This window comes from Streptomyces sp. NPDC002784, from assembly GCF_053592135.1.
The window spans coordinates 87,293-106,361 of record NZ_JBSFVD010000016.1; the positions used below are offsets into that span (position 1 = coordinate 87,293).

At 69.1% G+C, this 19,069-nt stretch carries 14 protein-coding genes, 1 tRNA gene and 1 pseudogene; 12 read left to right on the forward strand and 4 right to left on the reverse strand.

Annotated features, from left to right (window positions below; all coding sequences use genetic code 11):
* Positions 1 to 157 precede the first annotated feature (157 nt).
* On the reverse strand, positions 158 to 2,884 hold the full coding sequence (gene polA, locus ACWD1Z_RS25270) for a DNA polymerase I (RefSeq protein WP_451121859.1): 2,727 nt from the start codon (positions 2,882 to 2,884) through the stop codon (positions 158 to 160).
* A 178-nt stretch (positions 2,885 to 3,062) separates the two neighbouring features.
* Here polA and ACWD1Z_RS25275 point away from each other — a divergent pair, with 178 nt between their 5' ends.
* From ACWD1Z_RS25275 to ACWD1Z_RS25315, 9 genes are all read left to right on the forward strand, one after another.
* Positions 3,063 to 5,342 carry an FdhF/YdeP family oxidoreductase gene (locus ACWD1Z_RS25275; RefSeq protein WP_451121860.1) on the forward strand — a complete coding sequence of 760 codons (2,280 nt, stop codon included), beginning with the start codon at positions 3,063 to 3,065 and terminating at the stop codon, positions 5,340 to 5,342.
* A 38-nt stretch (positions 5,343 to 5,380) separates the two neighbouring features.
* The gene (locus tag ACWD1Z_RS25280; RefSeq protein ID WP_451121861.1) at positions 5,381 to 5,875 is read left to right on the forward strand and encodes a PaaI family thioesterase; all 495 of its coding nucleotides are present in this window, start codon (positions 5,381 to 5,383) and stop codon (positions 5,873 to 5,875) included.
* A 73-nt stretch (positions 5,876 to 5,948) separates the two neighbouring features.
* Positions 5,949 to 6,386 carry a hypothetical protein gene (locus tag ACWD1Z_RS25285; RefSeq protein WP_451121862.1) on the forward strand — a complete coding sequence of 146 codons (438 nt, stop codon included), beginning with the start codon at positions 5,949 to 5,951 and terminating at the stop codon, positions 6,384 to 6,386.
* Positions 6,383 to 6,994, forward strand: coding sequence for a Tat pathway signal sequence domain protein (locus ACWD1Z_RS25290; protein ID WP_451121939.1), 612 nt, complete (start codon positions 6,383 to 6,385; stop codon positions 6,992 to 6,994). The genes ACWD1Z_RS25285 and ACWD1Z_RS25290 overlap by 4 nt, the downstream gene beginning before the upstream one ends.
* A gap of 292 nt (positions 6,995 to 7,286) precedes the next feature.
* Positions 7,287 to 8,513, forward strand: a complete 1,227-nt coding sequence (locus tag ACWD1Z_RS25295; RefSeq protein WP_451121863.1) for a branched-chain amino acid ABC transporter substrate-binding protein — start codon at positions 7,287 to 7,289, stop codon at positions 8,511 to 8,513.
* Between the two features lie 109 nt (positions 8,514 to 8,622).
* Positions 8,623 to 9,555, forward strand: a complete 933-nt coding sequence (locus tag ACWD1Z_RS25300) for a branched-chain amino acid ABC transporter permease (protein WP_451121864.1) — start codon at positions 8,623 to 8,625, stop codon at positions 9,553 to 9,555.
* 5 nt (positions 9,556 to 9,560) lie between these two features.
* Complete coding sequence (locus tag ACWD1Z_RS25305) at positions 9,561 to 11,390, forward strand: branched-chain amino acid ABC transporter permease (RefSeq protein ID WP_451121865.1); 1,830 nt, start codon at positions 9,561 to 9,563, stop codon at positions 11,388 to 11,390.
* A gap of 5 nt (positions 11,391 to 11,395) precedes the next feature.
* A complete protein-coding gene (locus ACWD1Z_RS25310; RefSeq protein ID WP_451121866.1) occupies positions 11,396 to 12,304 on the forward strand; it encodes an ABC transporter ATP-binding protein in 909 nt (302 codons plus the stop codon).
* Positions 12,301 to 13,017 carry an ABC transporter ATP-binding protein gene (locus ACWD1Z_RS25315; RefSeq protein ID WP_389418637.1) on the forward strand — a complete coding sequence of 239 codons (717 nt, stop codon included), beginning with the start codon at positions 12,301 to 12,303 and terminating at the stop codon, positions 13,015 to 13,017. The genes ACWD1Z_RS25310 and ACWD1Z_RS25315 overlap by 4 nt, the downstream gene beginning before the upstream one ends.
* Positions 13,018 to 13,083: 66 nt before the next feature.
* Here the strand turns inward: ACWD1Z_RS25315 and ACWD1Z_RS25320 are convergent, their stop codons facing one another.
* On the reverse strand, positions 13,084 to 13,740 hold the full coding sequence (locus ACWD1Z_RS25320; RefSeq protein ID WP_451121867.1) for an ANTAR domain-containing response regulator: 657 nt from the start codon (positions 13,738 to 13,740) through the stop codon (positions 13,084 to 13,086).
* Between the two features lie 102 nt (positions 13,741 to 13,842).
* On the opposite strand from ACWD1Z_RS25320, the gene ACWD1Z_RS25325 reads away from it, so the two are divergent.
* Positions 13,843 to 13,925 (forward strand) — tRNA-Leu (locus ACWD1Z_RS25325).
* Positions 13,926 to 14,011: 86 nt separating this feature from the next.
* A pseudogene (locus tag ACWD1Z_RS25330) lies at positions 14,012 to 14,801 on the forward strand (helix-turn-helix domain-containing protein).
* 10 nt (positions 14,802 to 14,811) lie between these two features.
* On the opposite strand, the gene pyk reads toward ACWD1Z_RS25330, so the two are convergent.
* Together pyk and ACWD1Z_RS25340 are read right to left on the reverse strand one after the other, a co-directional pair.
* A complete protein-coding gene (gene pyk / locus ACWD1Z_RS25335; RefSeq protein ID WP_451121868.1) occupies positions 14,812 to 16,248 on the reverse strand; it encodes a pyruvate kinase in 1,437 nt (478 codons plus the stop codon).
* Between the two features lie 137 nt (positions 16,249 to 16,385).
* Entirely contained in the window at positions 16,386 to 17,084 is a 699-nt protein-coding gene (locus ACWD1Z_RS25340) for an SIMPL domain-containing protein (RefSeq protein ID WP_451121869.1), read from the reverse strand.
* 181 nt (positions 17,085 to 17,265) lie between these two features.
* Between ACWD1Z_RS25340 and ACWD1Z_RS25345 the strand changes: the two genes are divergently transcribed.
* Positions 17,266 to 19,068 (forward strand): bifunctional metallophosphatase/5'-nucleotidase, encoded by a 1,803-nt coding sequence (locus tag ACWD1Z_RS25345; protein WP_451121870.1) that lies wholly within the window; start codon positions 17,266 to 17,268, stop codon positions 19,066 to 19,068.
* Position 19,069 lies beyond the last annotated feature (1 nt).

The window sequence follows — 19,069 nt, forward strand, 5'->3', positions numbered from 1 at the left end:
CCCATGCCCGCATCCTGACCGTCTGGGTTGGGGCGTGGCGTTTCTGCGGGGGCCACCTGGGTGATGTTGCCTCGCGTCTGCCTGGTTGCTGTTTGTTTCGGGGCGCGGGTTGTCTGTGGCTTGTCGCAGTTCCCCGCGCCCCTTCGGGGCGCTCGCTCTAATGTGCTGCTGATTCCCAGTCCTGGCCCGCGCCTACCGAGACGCCCAGGGGGACGTCCAGGCGGACCGCGTTGGACATCTGCTCGCGGACCAGGGCCTCCGCCCGGTCCCGCTCGCCGGGGGCGATCTCCAGGACGATTTCGTCGTGGACCTGCAGCAGCATGCGGGACTTCAGGTCGGCCTCGCGCAGCGCCTCGTCGACCTTGAGCATGGCGATCTTGACGATGTCGGCCGCCGTGCCCTGGATGGGGGCGTTGAGGGCCATGCGCTCGGCCGCCTCGCGGCGCTGGCGGTTGTCGCTGTTGAGGTCGGGGAGGTAGCGGCGGCGGCCGAAGAGGGTCGCCGTGTAGCCCGTCGCCCTCGCCTCGTCGACGGCTCGGCGCAGGTAGTCCCGTACACCGCCGAAGCGCTCGAAGTAGGCGTCCATCAGGGCACGGGCCTCGCCCGCCTCGATGTTCAGCTGCTGGGAGAGACCGAAGGCCGACAGGCCGTACGCCAGGCCGTAGGACATCGCCTTGATCTTGCGGCGCATCTCGGCGTCCACCGCGCCGGGCTCGACGGCGAAGACCTGGGAGGCGGCCGTGGTGTGCAGGTCCTCCCCCGAGGTGAACGCCTCGATCAGGCCCTCGTCGGCGGACAGGTGGGCCATCACCCGCAGCTCGATCTGGCTGTAGTCGGCCGTCATCAGGGACTCGAAGCCCTCGCCGACCACGAAGCCCCGGCGGATCGCGCGGCCCTCGTCGGTGCGGACCGGGATGTTCTGGAGGTTGGGGTCCGTCGAGGAGAGCCGGCCGGTCGCGGCGACCGTCTGGTTGAAGGTGGTGTGGATCCGGCCGTCCGCCGCGATCGTCTTGATCAGGCCCTCGACGGTGACCCGCAGCTTCGCCTGCTCACGGTGGCGGAGCATGATCACCGGGAGTTCGTTGTCCGTCTGCGAGGCGAGCCAGGCCAGGGCGTCGGCGTCGGTGGTGTAGCCGGTCTTGGTCTTCTTCGTCTTGGGCAGGCCCAGCTCGCCGAAGAGGACCTCCTGGAGCTGCTTGGGCGAGCCGAGGTTGAACTCGTGCCCGGCCGCCGCGTGCGCCTCCTTCACCGCCTGCTGCACGGCGCCCGCGAACATCTGTTCCATCGCTTCCAGGTGGGCCCGGTCCGCGGCGATGCCGTGCCGCTCCATCCGGGCCAGCAGCGCGGAGGTGGGCAGCTCCATGTCGCGCAGCAGATCGGCGGCGCCGACCTCCTGGAGCCGCCCCTCGAAGGCGCCGCCCAGGTCGAGGACCGCGCGGGCCTGGATCATGAGCGCCTCGGCCTCGGCGCCGTCGTCCGCGCCGAAGGCGAGCTGGCCGTCGGCCGCGGCGGCGGGGGCCAGCTCGCGGTGCAGGTACTCCAGGGACAGCGCGTCCAGGTCGAAGGAGCGCCGCCCCGGCTTGACCAGGTAGGCGGCGAGGGCGGTGTCCATGGTCACGCCGTCCACGCTCCAGCCGTGCTCGGCGAAGACACGCATCACGCCCTTGGCGTTGTGCAGGACCTTGGGACGGGCGGCGTCGGCCAGCCAGGCCACGAACGCGCTCTCGTCGGCCTCGTCCAGCTGGGACGGGTCGAACCAGGCCGCCGGACCGCCGGCCGTGGCCAGCGCGACCTCGGCCACCGAGCCGGCACCGAGCGCCCAGGTGTCGACGGTGGCGACACCGAGGGGCGCGGTGCCGTGCTCGGCCAGCCACGGGGCCAGCTCGCCGGTGCCGAGCACCTTGCCGTCCAGCTCCACGCCGTCCGCGACGACCGGGGTCTCCTCGGCCGCCTCGGCGCCCGGGTCGACCGCCAGCAGCCGCTCCCGCAGGGAGGGGTTACGGATCTCCAGGGTGTCGAGGATCATCGCGACGGCCTTGCGGTCGTACGCCGTGCGCTCCAGGTCGGCGACCGTCTTCGGCAGCTCGACCGTGCACACCATCTCGGTCAGCCGGCGGTTGAGCTTGACCGCCTCCAGGTGGTCGCGGAGGTTCTGGCCCGCCTTGCCCTTGACCTCGTCGACCCGCTCGACCAGCTCCGCGAACGAGCCGAACTGGTTGATCCACTTCGCGGCGGTCTTCTCCCCGACGCCCGGGATACCCGGCAGGTTGTCGGACGGGTCGCCGCGCAGGGCCGCGAAGTCGGGGTACTGCGCGGGCGTCAACCCGTACTTCTCGAAGACCTTCTCCGGGGTGAACCGGGTCAGCTCGGAGACGCCCTTGGTCGGGTACAGCACGGTCGTGTGCTCGCTGACCAGCTGGAAGGAGTCCCGGTCGCCGGTGACGATCAGCACCTCGAAGCCCGCGGCCTCGGCCTGGGTGGCGAGGGTGGCGATCACGTCGTCGGCCTCGAAGCCGTCGACCGCGAAGCGCGAGACGTGCATCGCGTCCAGCAGCTCGCCGATCAGCTCGACCTGGCCCTTGAACTCGTCGGGGGTCTTGGAGCGGTTCGCCTTGTACTCGGTGAACTCCTCCGAGCGCCATGTCTTGCGGGACACGTCGAAGGCGACCGCGAAGTGCGTGGGCGCCTCGTCGCGCAGCGTGTTCGCCAGCATCGACGCGAAGCCGTAGATGGCGTTCGTCGGCTGGCCCGTCGCGGTGGTGAAGTTCTCCGCGGGCAGCGCGAAGAACGCGCGGTAGGCCAGGGAATGCCCGTCCATGAGCATCAGCCGCGGACGGCTGCCGCCGGGGTTCGTTTCGGTCTTCTTCGATGCTGTCTCTGCCACGTCCCCGATCCTGCCACGCCGCACTGACAGTCGGAGCCCACGGCCGGATCGGCGGGGGCCGGGCGGTTCCCGCAACCATTGCTCGCGACCGGCGGCGAACCCGGGAACGGGCGTTGTCACTGACACGTGCGAGGATCGGAGACGTACCTCACACACGCAGTCATAAGGAGAGCGTGCGATGGCGACGAAGCCGCCCAAGGGTGATCCGGTTCAGGACGCGCCGCAGGTCGCCGAGCCGCAGCACGCCGCGGCGGGGCTGCCCGCCATCGGGCACACCCTGCGCATGGCCCAGCAGCAGATGGGCGTCAAGCGGACCGCGCTGACCTTGCTGCGGGTCAACCAGAAGGACGGCTTCGACTGCCCCGGCTGCGCCTGGCCGGAGCCGGAGCACCGGCACACCGCGGAGTTCTGCGAGAACGGCGCGAAGGCGGTCGCCGAGGAGGCCACCCTGCGCCGGGTGACCCCGGAATTCTTCGCCGCGCACTCCGTCGCGGACCTGGCGACCCGCAGCGGCTACTGGCTGGGCCAGCAAGGGCGGCTGACCCACCCCATGTACCTCCCCGAGGGCGGCAGCCACTACGAGCCGGTCACCTGGGAGCGCGCCTTCGACATCGTCGCCGAGGAGCTGACGGCGCTCGCCTCCCCGGACGAGGCCCTCTTCTACACCTCCGGGCGGACCAGCAACGAGGCGGCGTTCCTCTATCAGCTCTTCGCCCGCGAGTTCGGCACCAACAACCTGCCGGACTGCTCGAACATGTGCCACGAGTCGTCGGGCTCCGCGCTGATCGAGACCATCGGCATCGGCAAGGGCAGCGTCCTGCTGGAGGACCTCTACCGCGCCGACCTGATCATCGTGGCCGGGCAGAATCCCGGCACGAACCATCCCCGGATGCTCTCCGCGCTGGAGAAGGCCAAGGCGAACGGCGCCAAGGTGATCAGCGTCAACCCGCTGCCCGAGGCCGGCCTGGAGCGGTTCAAGAACCCGCAGACCCCGCAGGGCATGTTCAAGGGCGCCGCCCTCACCGATCTGTTCCTCCAGATCCGCATCGGCGGCGACCAGGCGCTGTTCCGGCTGCTGAACAAGCTGATCCTGGAGACCGAGGGCGCCGTCGACGAGGAGTTCGTCCGCGCGCACACGCACGGTTACGAGGACTTCGCGGCCGCCGCGCGGGACGCCGACTGGGACGAGACGCTCACCGCGACCGGTTTGTCCCGGGAGGAGATCGAGCGGGCCCTGGGCATGGTCCTCGCCTCCGAGCGGACGATCGTCTGCTGGGCGATGGGCCTGACCCAGCACAAGCACGCCGTGCCGACCATCCGCGAGGTGGTCAACTTCCTTCTGCTGCGCGGCAACATCGGGCGCCCGGGCGCGGGCGTGTGCCCGGTGCGCGGGCACTCCAATGTGCAGGGCGACCGCACCATGGGCATCTTCGAGCGGCCCGCGCCGGCCTTCCTGGACGCGCTGGAGAGGGAGTTCGGGTTCGCGCCGCCGCGGGAGCACGGCTATGACGTCGTCCAGGCCATCCGCGCGATGCGGGACGACAGGGCGAAGGTCTTCTTCGCGATGGGCGGCAACTTCGTCTCCGCCTCGCCCGACACGGCGGCGACCGAGGCGGCGATGCGGCGGGCGCGGCTGACGGTGCACGTGTCGACGAAGCTGAACCGTTCGCACGCGGTCACCGGTGCGCGGGCGCTGATCCTGCCGACGCTGGGGCGTACCGAGCGTGATCTGCAGGGCAGCGGCGAGCAGTTCGTGACCGTCGAGGACTCCATGGGCATGGTGCACGCCTCGCGCGGGCGGCTGGAACCGGCGAGCCCACGGCTGCTGTCGGAGCCGGCGATCGTCTGCAGGCTGGCGCGGCGGGTGCTCGGGCCGGACAGCCGGGTGCCGTGGGAGGAGTTCGAGAAGGACTACGCCACGATCCGGGACCGGATCGCGCGGGTGATCCCGGGGTTCCAGGACTTCAACGCGCGCGTGGCGCGTCCTGGCGGGTTCGCCCTGCCGCACGCGCCGCGCGACGAGCGGCGGTTCCCGACGGCGACCGGCAAGGCCAACTTCACCGCGGCGCCGGTGGAGTATCCGGAGCTGCCCGAGGGGCGGCTGCTGCTGCAGACGCTGCGGTCGCACGACCAGTACAACACCACGATCTACGGGCTCGACGACCGTTATCGGGGGATCAGGAACGGGCGGCGGGTGGTGCTGGTGAACCCCGAGGACGCCCGCGCGCTCGGCGTGGCGGACGGGGCGTACGTCGATCTCGTCGGCGAGTGGCGGGACGGGGTCGAACGGCGCGCTCCCGGGTTCCGGGTGGTGCTCTATCCGACGGCCCGGGGGTGTGCGGCGGCGTACTACCCCGAGACCAATGTGCTGGTGCCGCTGGATGCCACGGCGGACACCAGCAACACCCCGGCCAGCAAGTCCGTCGTGGTGCGTCTGGAACAATCGGCGGCCGACTGAGCGTTTGCTCAGTACCGACGACGAACGGAGTGCCACCCATGGGCGAGCAGCAGCAGGTGAAGTTCCCGCAGGAGGTCATCGACGAGTACGCCGCGCTCGGGGTGGATCTGCCGGCGCTCTTCTCGGCGGGGCACCTGGGGACGCGGATGGGCGTGCAGATCCTGGAGGCGTCGGCGGACCGGGTGGTCGGCACGATGCCCGTGGAGGGGAACACCCAGCCGTACGGCCTGCTGCACGGCGGTGCGTCCGCGGTGCTGGCGGAGACGCTGGGCTCCGTGGGGTCGATGCTGCACGGAGGGTCCTCGAAGATAGCCGTGGGCGTGGACCTGAACTGCACGCATCACCGCGGGGCACGCTCGGGCCTGGTCACGGGCGTCGCCACGCCGGTGCACCGGGGCCGCTCCACCGCGACGTACGAGATCGTGATCACCGACGAGCACGGCAAGCGCGTGTGCACGGCCCGGCTGACCTGTCTGCTGCGGGATGTCACGCGCAGTGACGCGGAGCGCTTCGACGGTGGCACCACCGCCTGAGCCAAGGTCCCCTGCCCCGCCGCTCCGGCCGCCGCTCTGGCCCAACAGGGCCCGGCGCGCCTAGCGTCGGGCCATGACGATGGGACGGATCCGCAGGGCGGGGTCGGCACTCCGGCAGGCACTCCGGCCGGCAGTCCTGATGGCACTCCTGACGGCACTCCTGGCCGCCGGCGCGATCACCGGATGCGCGGACACGGGCTCGCGGACGCCGGCGGACGGCCCCGCGGGCACCTCGCCGTCCCCGCGGACCACACCGCCCGAGGAGCTGTGCACCCGGCTCGTCGCCCACTGGTCACGGGAGGTCCTGGACGGCGACACCTACGGCGACTACCAGTCGATGGGGCTGTCGAACGGACAGTACGAAGTCCTGCGGGACGTCGTGGACGCCGCGCGGGCCGAGAAGGCGCGCCGCGGTGAGCGGGCGGCCGACGCGCTGATCGACCGCCGCGCCCACGAGGGTTGCGTGCGCTGGTACCGCAACGGCGGCCCGAGCAACGGGCCGTGGCAGTGAGCGGCGTCGGCCCGGTCGAGCCGGGCGAGGGAACCCACGTACAAGAGCCGTGCCCTGCACCGGAGTTCACGCCATCGCGCGGACGGCCGGCGCCACTCGGACGCCTACTCGGCCGGCACCGCCGCGCCGCTGTCGCGGCCGGGACAGCGGCCGCCCTCCTCGCGGGCGGCGGCTACCTGTACGCCACCCGGCCGCAGCCGCCCCCTGCCGCCGCCCCGCCGTACCCCTCCCAGGTCGTCGACATCCGGTACCTGAGCAGGACGGCCTCCCGCGGCCCCGCCGAGGCCGCCGGTTTCCGCTTCGACGTGGCACTGAGCGTGCTGTCCGGCCCGCCCGTCACCGTGACCGCGATCAGTCAGCCCTATGCCGGGCTCACCGTGACCGCCTCCCCGCGACCGCCCTTCCGGACCGGGGCGGGATCATCCCGCAAGGTCACGATCACCCTGCGGGCGACGGATTGCGGAAAAATACCCGGGAACGCCGGACTGCCTTTTCTGGACGTAACTCTACGTAATACACGCGCAATACAGATGCACAGTTTCATCCTGGGCTCACGTTACGCACGGGATCTCTCACACGCCCTGCGGGTAGCCTGCGGCACCAAATAGTTGTCACTACCAAAACCCCTGAGACGCCTGAACAACGTCTACCGGGCCTGCAACTTCTCAGAATGCGGACAGGGCGAACCGTACGGAATCCTGCAGATCTACCCACTCAGTACCGCTCTGCATTACGTCGTGTCATAACAAGAGCGTCACAGCATTCGCCAGGTACTCCTCCACGTTCCCCTCACACGCCTAGAGTCACGCCCAGTCACCGCGCCGTCGGATTGTCACTTCGGCCCAGCGCTCGACTCGGCCGCTTCCAGAGGGAAGGGCCGCGCCAGGGAAAGGACTGATCGTGCGTCAACGTTCGCTCATCGCCATCACCGCCGCGCTGGCGGCAGGAGCACTCACCCTCACCGCCTGTGGCTCGCGCGACGACGACGGCGGCTCGGACTCCGGCGGCGGCACCAAGGTCATCATCGGTGTGGACGCCCCGCTGACCGGTGACCTCTCCGCGCTCGGTCTCGGCATCAAGAACTCCGCCGACCTCGCCGCCAAGACGGCCAACAAGGACAACTACGTCGACGGCGTCACCTTCGAGATAAAGGCGCTCGACGACCAGGCGCAGCCCTCCTCCGGCCAGCAGAACGCCGCCACGTTCGTCGCCGACAAAAACGTCATCGGCGCTGTCGGTCCGCTGAACTCCTCGGTCGCCGAGTCCATGCAGAAGGTCTTCGAAGACGCCAAGATGGTCCAGGTCTCCCCGGCCAACACCGGCCCCGGCCTCACCCAGGGCGCCGACTGGCAGACCAACAAGGTCCGCACCTACAAGTCGTACTTCCGCACCTCGACCACGGACGCCATCCAGGGTCCGTTCGCCGCGCAGTACGTCTACAACGACAGCAAGAAGACCAAGGTCTTCGTCATCGACGACAAGAAGACCTACGGCGCCGGTCTCGCCGCCACCTTCACCGACGAGTTCAAGAAGCTCGGCGGCAAGATCGTCGGCACCGAGCACATCAACCCCGACACCAAGGACTTCTCCGCGGTCGCCACCAAGGTGAAGAAGTCCGGTGCCGACGTCGTCTACTACGGCGGCGAGTACCCGCAGGCCGGCCCGCTCAGCAAGCAGATCAAGGCCGCGGGCGTCAAGGTCCCGCTGGTCGGCGGCGACGGCATCTTCGACCCGACCTTCATCGAGCTGGCCGGCAACGACAGCGACGGCGACCTCGCCACCTCCGTGGGCGCCCCGCTGGAGGAGCTGGACTCCGCCAAGAAGTTCGTCGCCGACTACAAGGCGGCGGGCTACAAGGAGGACTTCGCGGCCTACGGCGGTTACTCCTACGACGCCACCTGGTCGATCATCGAGGCCGTGAAGAAGGTCGTCGAGGACAACGACGGCAAGCTGCCGGACGACGCGCGCGCCAAGGTCACCGCCGCCGTCCAGAACGTCAGCTTCGACGGCGTCACCGGCAAGGTCGCCTTCGACGAGTTCGGCGACACGACCAACAAGCAGCTCACGGTCTACGCCGTCGAGAACGGCGAGTGGAAGGCCGTCAAGTCCGGCACCTACACCGGCTGACCCACCGCACCACCCCCTTGAGCCGCGCGGGGCGCCGCATTACAGGCGCCCCGCGCGGACTCACATACGGCCCCATCCACTCGACATCCGAAGTCTCGGAGGACATGCGGTGAACGAACTGCCGCAGCAGCTGGTCAACGGCCTGCTACTGGGATCCATGTACGGGCTGGTCGCCATCGGCTACACAATGGTCTACGGCATTGTCCAGCTCATCAACTTCGCCCACGGCGAGATCTTCATGACCGGGGCGTTCGGCGCCATCACGGTCTATCTCTACATCCTGCCCGACGGCACCTCCATGGCCATCGCGCTGCCCCTGATGCTGATCGGCGCCATGCTCGTCTCCACCACCGTCGCCGTGGGAGCGGAACGATTCGCCTACCGCCCCTTGCGGGGCGCCCCCCGACTGGCCCCCCTGATCACCGCCATCGGCCTCTCCCTCGCCCTCCAGCAGGCCGTCTGGGCCTGGTACCCCGAGGCCGACTCCCCGCTCAAGTTCCCGCAGATCGAGGGCGGACCCTTCGAGATCGGCAGCGTCACCATCCAGACCGGTGACATCTTCCTGCTCCTCGCCGCCCCCATCAGCATGGCGATCCTCGGCTACTTCGTCATGAAGACCCGCACCGGACGCGGCATGCAGGCCACCGCCCAGGACCCCGACACGGCCAAGCTCATGGGCGTCAACACCGACCGCATCATCGTGGTCGCCTTCGCCCTCGGCGCCATCTTCGCCGCGGTCGGCGGAGTCGCCTACGGCCTCAAGTACGGCCAGATCGACTTCCGCATGGGCTTCATCCTCGGCCTCAAGGCCTTCACCGCGGCCGTCCTCGGCGGCATCGGCAACATCTACGGAGCCATGCTCGGCGGCCTCGTCCTCGGCATCGCCGAATCCTTGTCCACCGCCTACATCGCCGACATCCCCGGCATGGACAAGTTCGGCAGCCAGTCCTGGGCCGACGTCTGGGCCTTCGTACTCCTCATCCTCGTACTGCTGTTCAGGCCACAGGGCCTGCTCGGCGAGCGCGTCGCGGACAGGGCGTGACACCGATGACCACACAGACCACCGCACCCGAAAGCGCCGGGACCCCCACCACCGGCACCCCCACCGGCCTGGTCGGCATCCCGCCGCACATCGGACGTGCCCTCGCCACCGGCGGCGGCGTCCTCACCATCCTCTCCACCTTCCTCGCCTGGACCTGGACCAACGAGTTCCCCGGCGACCTCACCGTCTACGGCTACCCGGGCGGCCTCCAGGTCCTCGTCCTCATCGGCGGCGCCCTCACCGCCCTCTTCGGCCTCGCCTCCTACGGCATCAAGGGCCTGCGCTGGCTCATCCCGGCCGGCGCCGACAGCGCCATCAAGCTCGCCGCGCTCGGCGCCTTCGTCACCGCCTGGTACACCGTCATCGCCATCAGCACCAAGCTCGGCGGCGTCGTCAACCTCGAACCCGGCGGCTACGTGGCGGCCGCGGCCACCCTCACCGCCCTCCTGGGCGCCCTCGCCCTCCCCTTCGAGCGGCCCGCGCCCGACCCCGTCGACCCCGACGACACCGCCTGGGAACACGTCCGGCACAACACCCGGCACAACCTCAGCATCCTGCGGGCCTCCGTCGCCACCGGACCCGTCAAGGCCCCGGCCCGCGCCCTGCCCGCCTACGCCGAGATCCTCGTCATCGTCGCGGCCCTCGCCATCGGCCTGACCGTCTTCACCTACGGCATCGGCACCGAATACGACGAACTCTTCATCGGATTCCTCATCACCGCGGGCTTCGGCTTCGCCGCCGGCGCCAAGGCCGGACTCCTGGGCCGCATCTCCGCGATCACCGCCAAACACCGCAACGTGACGATGATCGGCGCGTTCGTCGCGGCGGCCGCCTTCCCCTTCACCCAGTCCGACGACCGGTACGCCACCATCGGCGTCTACATCCTCATCTTCGCCACCGTCGCCCTGGGCCTGAACATCGTCGTCGGCCTCGCCGGCCTCCTCGACCTCGGATACGTCGCCTTCCTCGGCGTCGGCGCCTACACCGCGGCCATGGTCTCCGGCTCCCCCTCCTCGCCGTTCGACCTCCACCTGCCGTTCTGGCTCTCCGCCCTCCTCGGCGCCGCGGTCGCCATGGTCTTCGGCGTCATCATCGGCGCCCCCACCCTGCGGCTGCGCGGCGACTACCTCGCCATCGTCACCCTCGGCTTCGGAGAGATCTTCCGCATCACCGTCCTCAACACCGACGGCACCTCCGGACCCGACATCACCAACGGCTCCAACGGCATCTCCTCCGTACCCAACCTCAACATCCTCGGCTTCGACTTCGGCGCCGAACACAACATGCTCGGCGTCACCATCGGCCGGTTCTCCAACTACTTCCTGCTGATGCTGCTGATCACCCTCATCGTCGTCGTGGTCTTCCGCCGCAGCGCCGACTCCCGCATCGGCCGCGCCTGGGTCGCCATCCGCGAGGACGAGACCGCCGCCGAAGCCATGGGCATCAACGGCTTCCGCGTCAAACTCATCGCCTTCGCCCTCGGCGCCACCCTCGCCGGACTCGCCGGCACCGTCCAGGCCCACGTCACCTACACCGTGACCCCCGAGCAGTACCAGTTCGCCCACGTGGTCCCGCCCAACTCCGCGTTCCTCCTGGCAGCCGTGGTCCTCGGCGGCATGGGCACCATCAGCGGCCCCCTCGTCGGCGCCGCCCTGCTCTACCTCATCCCCGCCAAGCTCCAGTTCCTCGGCGACTACCAGCTCTTCGCCTTCGGCGTCGCACTCGTGCTGCTGATGCGCTTCCGACCGGAAGGCCTCATCCCCAACCGGCGCCGCCAGCTCGAATTCCACGAAGACGCGGAACCGCCCACAGTCCTCAGCAAGGCAGGGGCCTGACCACCATGACTACCGACACCACCACCCAGAACACCCCGGACGCCGCCACCCCCGGCACCCCCGTCCTCGACGCACGCGGCGTCACGATGCGCTTCGGCGGCCTCACCGCCGTACGCAACGTCGACCTCACCGTCAACAGCGGCGAGATCGTCGGGCTCATCGGCCCCAACGGCGCCGGCAAGACCACCTTCTTCAACTGCCTCACCGGCCTCTACATCCCCACCGAGGGAGAGGTCCGCCACCGGGGCACCGTCCTGCCGCCCAAGTCCTTCAAGGTCACGGCCGCCGGCATCGCCCGGACCTTCCAGAACATCCGGCTCTTCGCCAACATGACCGTTCTGGAGAACGTCCTCGTCGGCCGTCACACCCGCACCAAGGAAGGCCTCTGGTCCGCCCTGCTGCGCGGCCCCGGCTTCCACAAGGCCGAAGCCGCCTCCCGCGCCCGCGCCATGGAACTCCTGGAGTTCGTCGGCCTCGCCGCCAAGTCCGAGCACCTCGCCCGCAACCTGCCCTACGGCGAACAGCGCAAGCTCGAAATCGCGCGAGCGCTGGCCAGCGAACCGAGCCTGCTCCTCCTCGACGAACCCACCGCGGGCATGAACCCCCAGGAAACCCGGGCCACCGAGGAACTCGTCTTCGCCATCCGGGACAAGGGCATCGCCGTCCTCGTCATCGAGCACGACATGCGGTTCATCTTCAACCTCTGCGACCGCGTCGCCGTCCTCGTCCAGGGCGAAAAGCTCGTCGAAGGCGACAGCGCCACCGTCCAGGGCGACGAACGCGTGGTCGCCGCCTACCTCGGCGAACCCTTCGAAAGCGCCCCCGGCGCCGACGAGGCCGCCGAAGTCGAGGCCGCAGAGACACAGGCCGACGCCACGACGGACGCCGCGCCCGGCAAGGAGAACGACCGATGACCGCACTCCTCGAAGTGGAAGACCTCCGGGTCGCCTACGGCAAGATCGAAGCCGTCAAGGGCATCTCCTTCACCGTCGACGCAGGCCAGGTCGTCACCCTCATCGGCACCAACGGCGCCGGCAAGACCACCACCCTGCGCACCCTCTCCGGCCTGCTCAAGCCGGTCGGCGGCCAGATCAAGTTCAACGGCAAGTCGCTGAAGAAGTACCCCGCCCACCAGATCGTCTCGCTGGGACTCGCCCACTCCCCCGAGGGGCGGCACATCTTCCCCCGCATGACCATCGAGGACAACCTCCGCCTCGGCGCCTTCCTGCGCAATGACAAGCCAGGCATCGAGAAGGACATCCAGCGCGCCTACGACCTCTTCCCGATCCTCGGCGAACGTCGCAAGCAGGCCGCGGGCACCCTCTCCGGCGGTGAGCAGCAGATGCTGGCCATGGGCCGCGCCCTGATGTCCCAGCCGAAGCTGCTGATGCTCGACGAGCCCTCCATGGGCCTGTCGCCGATCATGATGCAGAAGATCATGGCGACGATCGCCGAGCTGAAGTCCCAGGGCACCACGATCCTGCTGGTCGAGCAGAACGCCCAGGCGGCGCTCTCGCTCGCCGACCAGGGCCACGTCATGGAGGTCGGCAACATCGTCCTGTCCGGCACCGGCCAGGACCTCCTCCACGACGAGTCGGTCCGCAAGGCCTACCTCGGCGAGGACTGATCCCCTACGACGAAGGCCCGCACCCCCGGCGGGGGGTGCGGGCCTTCGTCGTACACGCTTCTTGGACTAGCCCTTGGCCGCCTTCTTCTCCGCGGCGTCCTGGATGACGGCCTCGGCGACCTGCTGCATCGACATCCGCCGGTCCATCGACGTCTTCTGGATCCACCGGAAAGCGGCGGGCTCGCTCAGGCCGTACTCCGTCTGCAGCACCGACTTCGCCCGGTCCACCAGCTTGCGCGTCTCCAGCCGCTGGGTGAGGTCCGCGACCTCCTTCTCCAACTCCTTCAACTCGGTGAACCGCGACACGGCCATCTCGATCGCCGGTACGACATCACTCTTGCTGAACGGCTTCACCAGATACGCCATCGCCCCGGCGTCCCGCGCCCGCTCGACGAGGTCGCGCTGCGAGAACGCGGTGAGCATCAGCACCGGGGCGATGCTCTCCTCGGCGATCTTCTCCGCGGCGGAGATCCCGTCGAGCTTGGGCATCTTCACGTCGAGGATCACCAGATCGGGCTTGTGCTCCCGGGCCAGCTCGATCGCCTGCTCCCCGTCGCCCGCCTCACCGACGACGGAATACCCCTCTTCTTCGAGCATCTCTTTGAGATCGAGCCGAATCAGCGCCTCGTCCTCGGCGATGACGACACGGGTCGTCAGCGGAGGCACGTGCGACTTGTCGTCGTCGGGCGCGTCTACGGGCTGGGGCGACTCGGGGGCGGTCACGGGGGCGCTCCTTGTTTCGGCAGGCTGGGGGCTGCCCCTAGAGCCTACCTAGCTGCGAGCGCGCATGATGACCCGGTACACTTCCCGGGCAGCCAGCTACCAGCCGGGTTGGTGGAACGGTATACACGGAGGTCTCAAACACCTCTGCCTGAGAGGGCTTGCGGGTTCGAATCCCGCACCCGGCACCTCAGACCCCGGGCGGATGCTCACGTTCTCGTGAACATCCGCTCTTTGCTGCACATGGTCACTACGAGTGGCACAAAGTGGCCGCATGCACTTTCACGGGACTGATGTGCGACAAAGGGCGGTCACGCTGTTGCGCACCGGCATGAAAAACGCAGACGTCGCGCGGCGCTTCAACGTCCCACTGGGAACCGTGGGCTACTGGAAGCACATGGACCGAGCCAAACACGGCGAGTGTCCCGGAAAACACGACCCGAAGTGCCCGCGCTGCGACGGGCGGGACCTCGACCAAGAGGCATACAGCTACCTACTCGGCCTGTACCTCGGCGACGGCCACATCAGCCACTACTCCGAGCACCACGTCCCGAATCTCATGATCACCTGCGCCGAGTCATGGACAGGCCTCATGGACGAGTGCGAGCGAGCCCATGCGCGCGGTATTCCCGGACAACTCCGTCTGCCGCGTCCGCAGAACCGGCTGCCGGAACGTGAAGGTCTACTCGAAGCACCTCCACTGCCTCTTCCCTCAGCACGGCCCCGGCAGGAAGCACGAACGCCGCATCATCCTCGAACCCTGGCAACAGGAGATCGTCGACGCTCACCCCTGGGAATTCGTCCGCGGGCTCATCCACTCCGACGGTTGCCGTATCACCAACTGGACGACCCGGATGGTCGGTGGCGAGCGCAAGCGCTATGAGTATCCGCGGTACTTCTTCACCAACGTGTCCGACGACATCCGACGGCTCTACACCGACACCCTGGACGCCCTCGGCGTCGAGTGGACGCACTGCACCCGTCACGGCAACCCGTACAACATCTCCGTCGCCCGCAAAGCCTCCGTAGCCCTCATGGACGCCCACGTCGGACCCAAGCACTGAACAAGCGGGCCTACTTGGGGCTGTCGTCCTCGCCGATGTGGTGGACGCGGACCAGGTTCGTGGTGCCGGAGACTCCGGGGGGCGAGCCTGCCGTGATGACGACCGTGTCGCCCTTCTGGCAGCGGCCGTACTTCAGGAGCAGCTCGTCCACCTGCTCGACCATCGCGTCGGTGGATTCGACGTGCGGGCCGAGGAAGGTCTCCACGCCCCACGTCAGGTTCAGCTGCGAGCGCGTGGACTGTTCCGGGGTGAAGGCGAGCAGCGGGATCGGGGAGCGGTAGCGGCTGAGGCGGCGGGCGGTGTCGCCGGACTGGGTGAAGGCGACGAGGTACTTGGCGCCGAGGAAGTCGCCCATCTCGGCTGCCGCCCGGGCGACCGCTCCGCCCTGGGTGCGGGGCTTGTTGCGGTCCGTCAGTGGGGGCAGGCCCTTGGCGAGGAGGTCTTCCTCGGCCGCTTCGACGATCTTCGCCATGGTGCGGACGGTTCCGATCGGGTACTTGCCGACGCTCGTCTCGCCGGAGAGCATCACCGCGTCCGTGCCGTCGATGACGGCGTTGGCCACGTCGGAGGCTTCCGCGCGGGTCGGGCGGGAGTTGTCGATCATCGAGTCGAGCATCTGGGTGGCGACGATGACCGGCTTGGCGTTGCGCTTGGCCAGTTTGATGGCGCGCTTCTGGACGATCGGGACCTGTTCGAGGGGCATTTCGACGCCGAGGTCGCCGCGCGCGACCATGATGCCGTCGAAGGCGGCGACGATGTCGTCGATGGCCTCGACGGCCTGCGGCTTCTCGACCTTGGCGATGACGGGGAGGCGGCGGCCCTCCTCGTCCATGATGCGGTGGACGTCCTCGATGTCGCGGCCGGAGCGGACGAAGGACAGGGCGATGACGTCGAAGCCGGTGCGCAGCGCCCAGCGGAGGTCGGCCTCGTCCTTCTCGGAGAGGGCGGGGACGGAGACGGCGACGCCGGGCAGGTTGAGGCCCTTGTTGTCGGAGACCATGCCGCCTTCGATCACGGTGGTGCGGACGCGGGGGCCGTCGACGGCGGTGACCTCCAGGCAGACCTTGCCGTCGTCGACGAGGATGCGCTCGCCGGGGGTGACGTCGGCGGCCAGGCCGGTGTAGGTGGTGCCGCAGTGTTCGCGGTCGCCCTGGGCGCCGGCTTCCACGGTGATGGTGAAGGTGTCGCCGCGTTCAAGGAGTACGGGTCCTTCGGTGAAGCGGCCGAGGCGGATCTTCGGGCCTTGAAGGTCGGCGAGGAGGCCGACGCTGCGGCCGGTCTCGTCGGAGGCCTTGCGTACGCGGTGGTAGCGCTCCTCGTGTTCGGCGTATCCGCCGTGGCTGAGGTTGAAGCGGGCGACGTCCATTCCGGCCTCGACCAGTTCCTTGATCTGGTCGTACGAGTCCGTGGCGGGCCCCAGAGTACAAACGATCTTCGCTCGGCGCATGTTTCGAGCCTATTGCTTACCGACGGGTAGCGAATTGGCCCCGCATGACTACTCAACAACCTTTTCGTGAAGGGCTATTGACAAGTGTTGAATTGTGCGACGGGGCGCTCTGATGAGCGAATTCCGGGGGATTTCGCTCACAACGTCGGCGGTCGCATGGTGAACCGGGCGTTGACCTCGGCGTGGACGTGCTGGCGCTGGGGTTCCAGGTCGAGGGCGGCCACCGTGTCCTCGGCGGCCTCCGCGAAGGCCATGGACCGCATCCGTCCGGCGGCGGCCATCGGGCGGGGTCCGCCGTCCTCGGCGCCGATGTCGGCGAGTTCCACCAGCGCCGCGAGTGAGGTGCCGAGTGCCTCGGCGTATTCGCGGGCCCGCTGGACCGCCTCGCGGACGGCCTGCTCGCGGGCCCGGCGGTGGGCGGGCGAGTCGGGGCGCAGGTCCCACCAGGGGCCGTCGACGCGGGTGAGTTCGAGGTCGGCGAGGCGGGTGGCGAGTTCTCCCAGCGCGGTGAAGTCGGTGAGTTCGGCGGTGAGATGGACGGTGCCGTGGTAGGTGCGGACGCGCTCGCCGCGGCCGTGCTTGGTCAGCTCGGGCCGGACCGAGAAGGCGCCGCTCTCCAGCCGTTCCACCGCGTCGCCGTAGGACTTGACCAGGTCCAGGGCGGTGGCGTTGCGCCGGGTGAGGTCCTCCAGGGCGGTGCGGCGGTCCCGGCCCCGGGAGGCGACGGTGATGCCGATCCGGCCGATCTCGGGGTCGACTTCGAGGTGGGCCTCGCCGCGTACGGCGATGCGGGGGGCGTCGGGGGTGCCGTAGGGCAGGGCGGTGGGGGTGGTCATACGCCCCACTGTGTCACCGCTTGGCCGGGTGCGGACAGCCGGCTCACAGCTCGGGTCATCAGATCGCAATCTCGCGGACCTGTTGCGGGTCGCCCTGTCCGGGACAGAATCTACGCGCGTCGGTCCGCTGTCACGCCCGGGATCTACGCGCGTCATGGACCATCCCGAGGAGAACCGCGACATGCCCCTGAACCGTCGGAAGTTCCTGAAGAAGTCGGCCGTGACCGGAGCGGGGGTCGCGCTGGCCGGTGCGGCGGCGCCCGCGGCCGGGGCCGCCGGGGAAAGGAAGGGGCCCCGGCCCGCCAAGCGGTACTCGCTGACGGTGATGGGCACGACCGATCTGCACGGCAACATCTTCAACTGGGACTACTTCAAGGACGCGGAGTACACCGACGCCAGGGGCAACGCCAAGGGCCTGGCCCGGATCGCCACCCTGGTCGAGCAGGTCCGCGAGGAGAAGGGCCGCCGCAACACGCTGCTGCTGGACGCCGGCGACACCATCCAGGGCACCCCGCTGACGTACTACTACGCCAAGGTCGAGCCGATCACCGCCGAGGGCGGTCCGGTGCACCCGATGGCGCAGGCGATGAACGCCATCGGGTACGACGCGGTGGCGTTGGGCAACCACGAGTTCAACTACGGCATCGAGACGCTGCGCAAGTTCGAGGAGCAGTGCGACTTCCCCCTGCTCGGCGCCAACGCGCTGGACGCCAAGACCCTCAAGCCCGCCTTCCCGCCGTACTTCATGAAGACGTTCCGGGTGAAGGGTGCCCCGCCGGTCAAGGTGGCGGTGCTGGGGCTGACCAACCCGGGCATCGCGATCTGGGACAAGGCTCATGTGCAGGGCCGGATGACCTTCCCCGGTCTGGAGGAGCAGGCGGCGAAGTGGGTGCCGAAGCTGCGCTCGATGGGCGCGGACGTGGTGGTCGTCTCGGCGCACTCCGGTTCCTCGGGCACCTCGTCCTACGGTGACCAGCTGCCGTACATCGAGAACTCGGCCGCGCTGGTCGCCCAGAAGGTGCCGGGCATCGACGCGATCCTGGTGGGCCACGCGCACACGGAGATCGTCGAGTTGAAGGTGACGAACGAGCAGACCGGCAGGACGGTGATCCTGTCGGAGCCGCTGTGCTACGCGCAGCGGCTGTCGCTGTTCGACATCGAGCTGGTCCTCGACAAGGGCCGCTGGACGGTCGAGTCGGTCGCGGCGAGCGTGCGGGACTCCAGGACGGTCGCCGACGACCCGGAGATCACCCGGCTGCTCGACGACGAGCACGACAAGGTGGTGGCGTACGTCAACCAGGTCGTCGGCACCGCCACCGAGACGCTGACCACGGTGGACGCCCGCTACCGGGACGCCCCGATCATCGATCTGATCACCAAGGTGCAGGAGGACGTGGTCAGGGCCGCGCTGGCGGGCACCGAGCACGCCTCGCTGCCGGTGCTCGCGCAGGCGTCGCCGTTCTCCCGCACCTCGGCGATCCCGGCGGGCCAGGTGACCATCCGGGACCTGTCGAGCCTGTACGTGTACGACAACACGCTGGTCGCCAAGGTGATGACGGGCGCGCAGCTCAAGGCGTACCTGGAGTACTCGGCGGAGTACTTCGTGCGGACGGCGGCGGGTGCGGCCGTGGACGTCGACAAGCTGACCAACGCGGACAACCGTCCGGACTACAACTACGACTACGTGTCGGGTCTGTCGTACGACATCGACATCGCCCAGCCGGCCGGGTCGCGGATCAGGAACCTGACCTACGGCGGTGCGGCGCTGGACGACGCGCAGCGGTTCGTGTTCGCGGTGAACAACTACCGGGCCAATGGCGGCGGCGCGTTCCCGCATGTGGCCTCGGCTCCGGAGGTGTGGTCGGAGTCGACGGAGATCCGCACCCGGATCGCCGAGTGGGTCACGGCGAAGGGGGTGCTGGACCCGAAGGACTTCGCGTCGGTGGACTGGCGGCTCACGCGGGACGGCACGCCGGTGTTCTGAC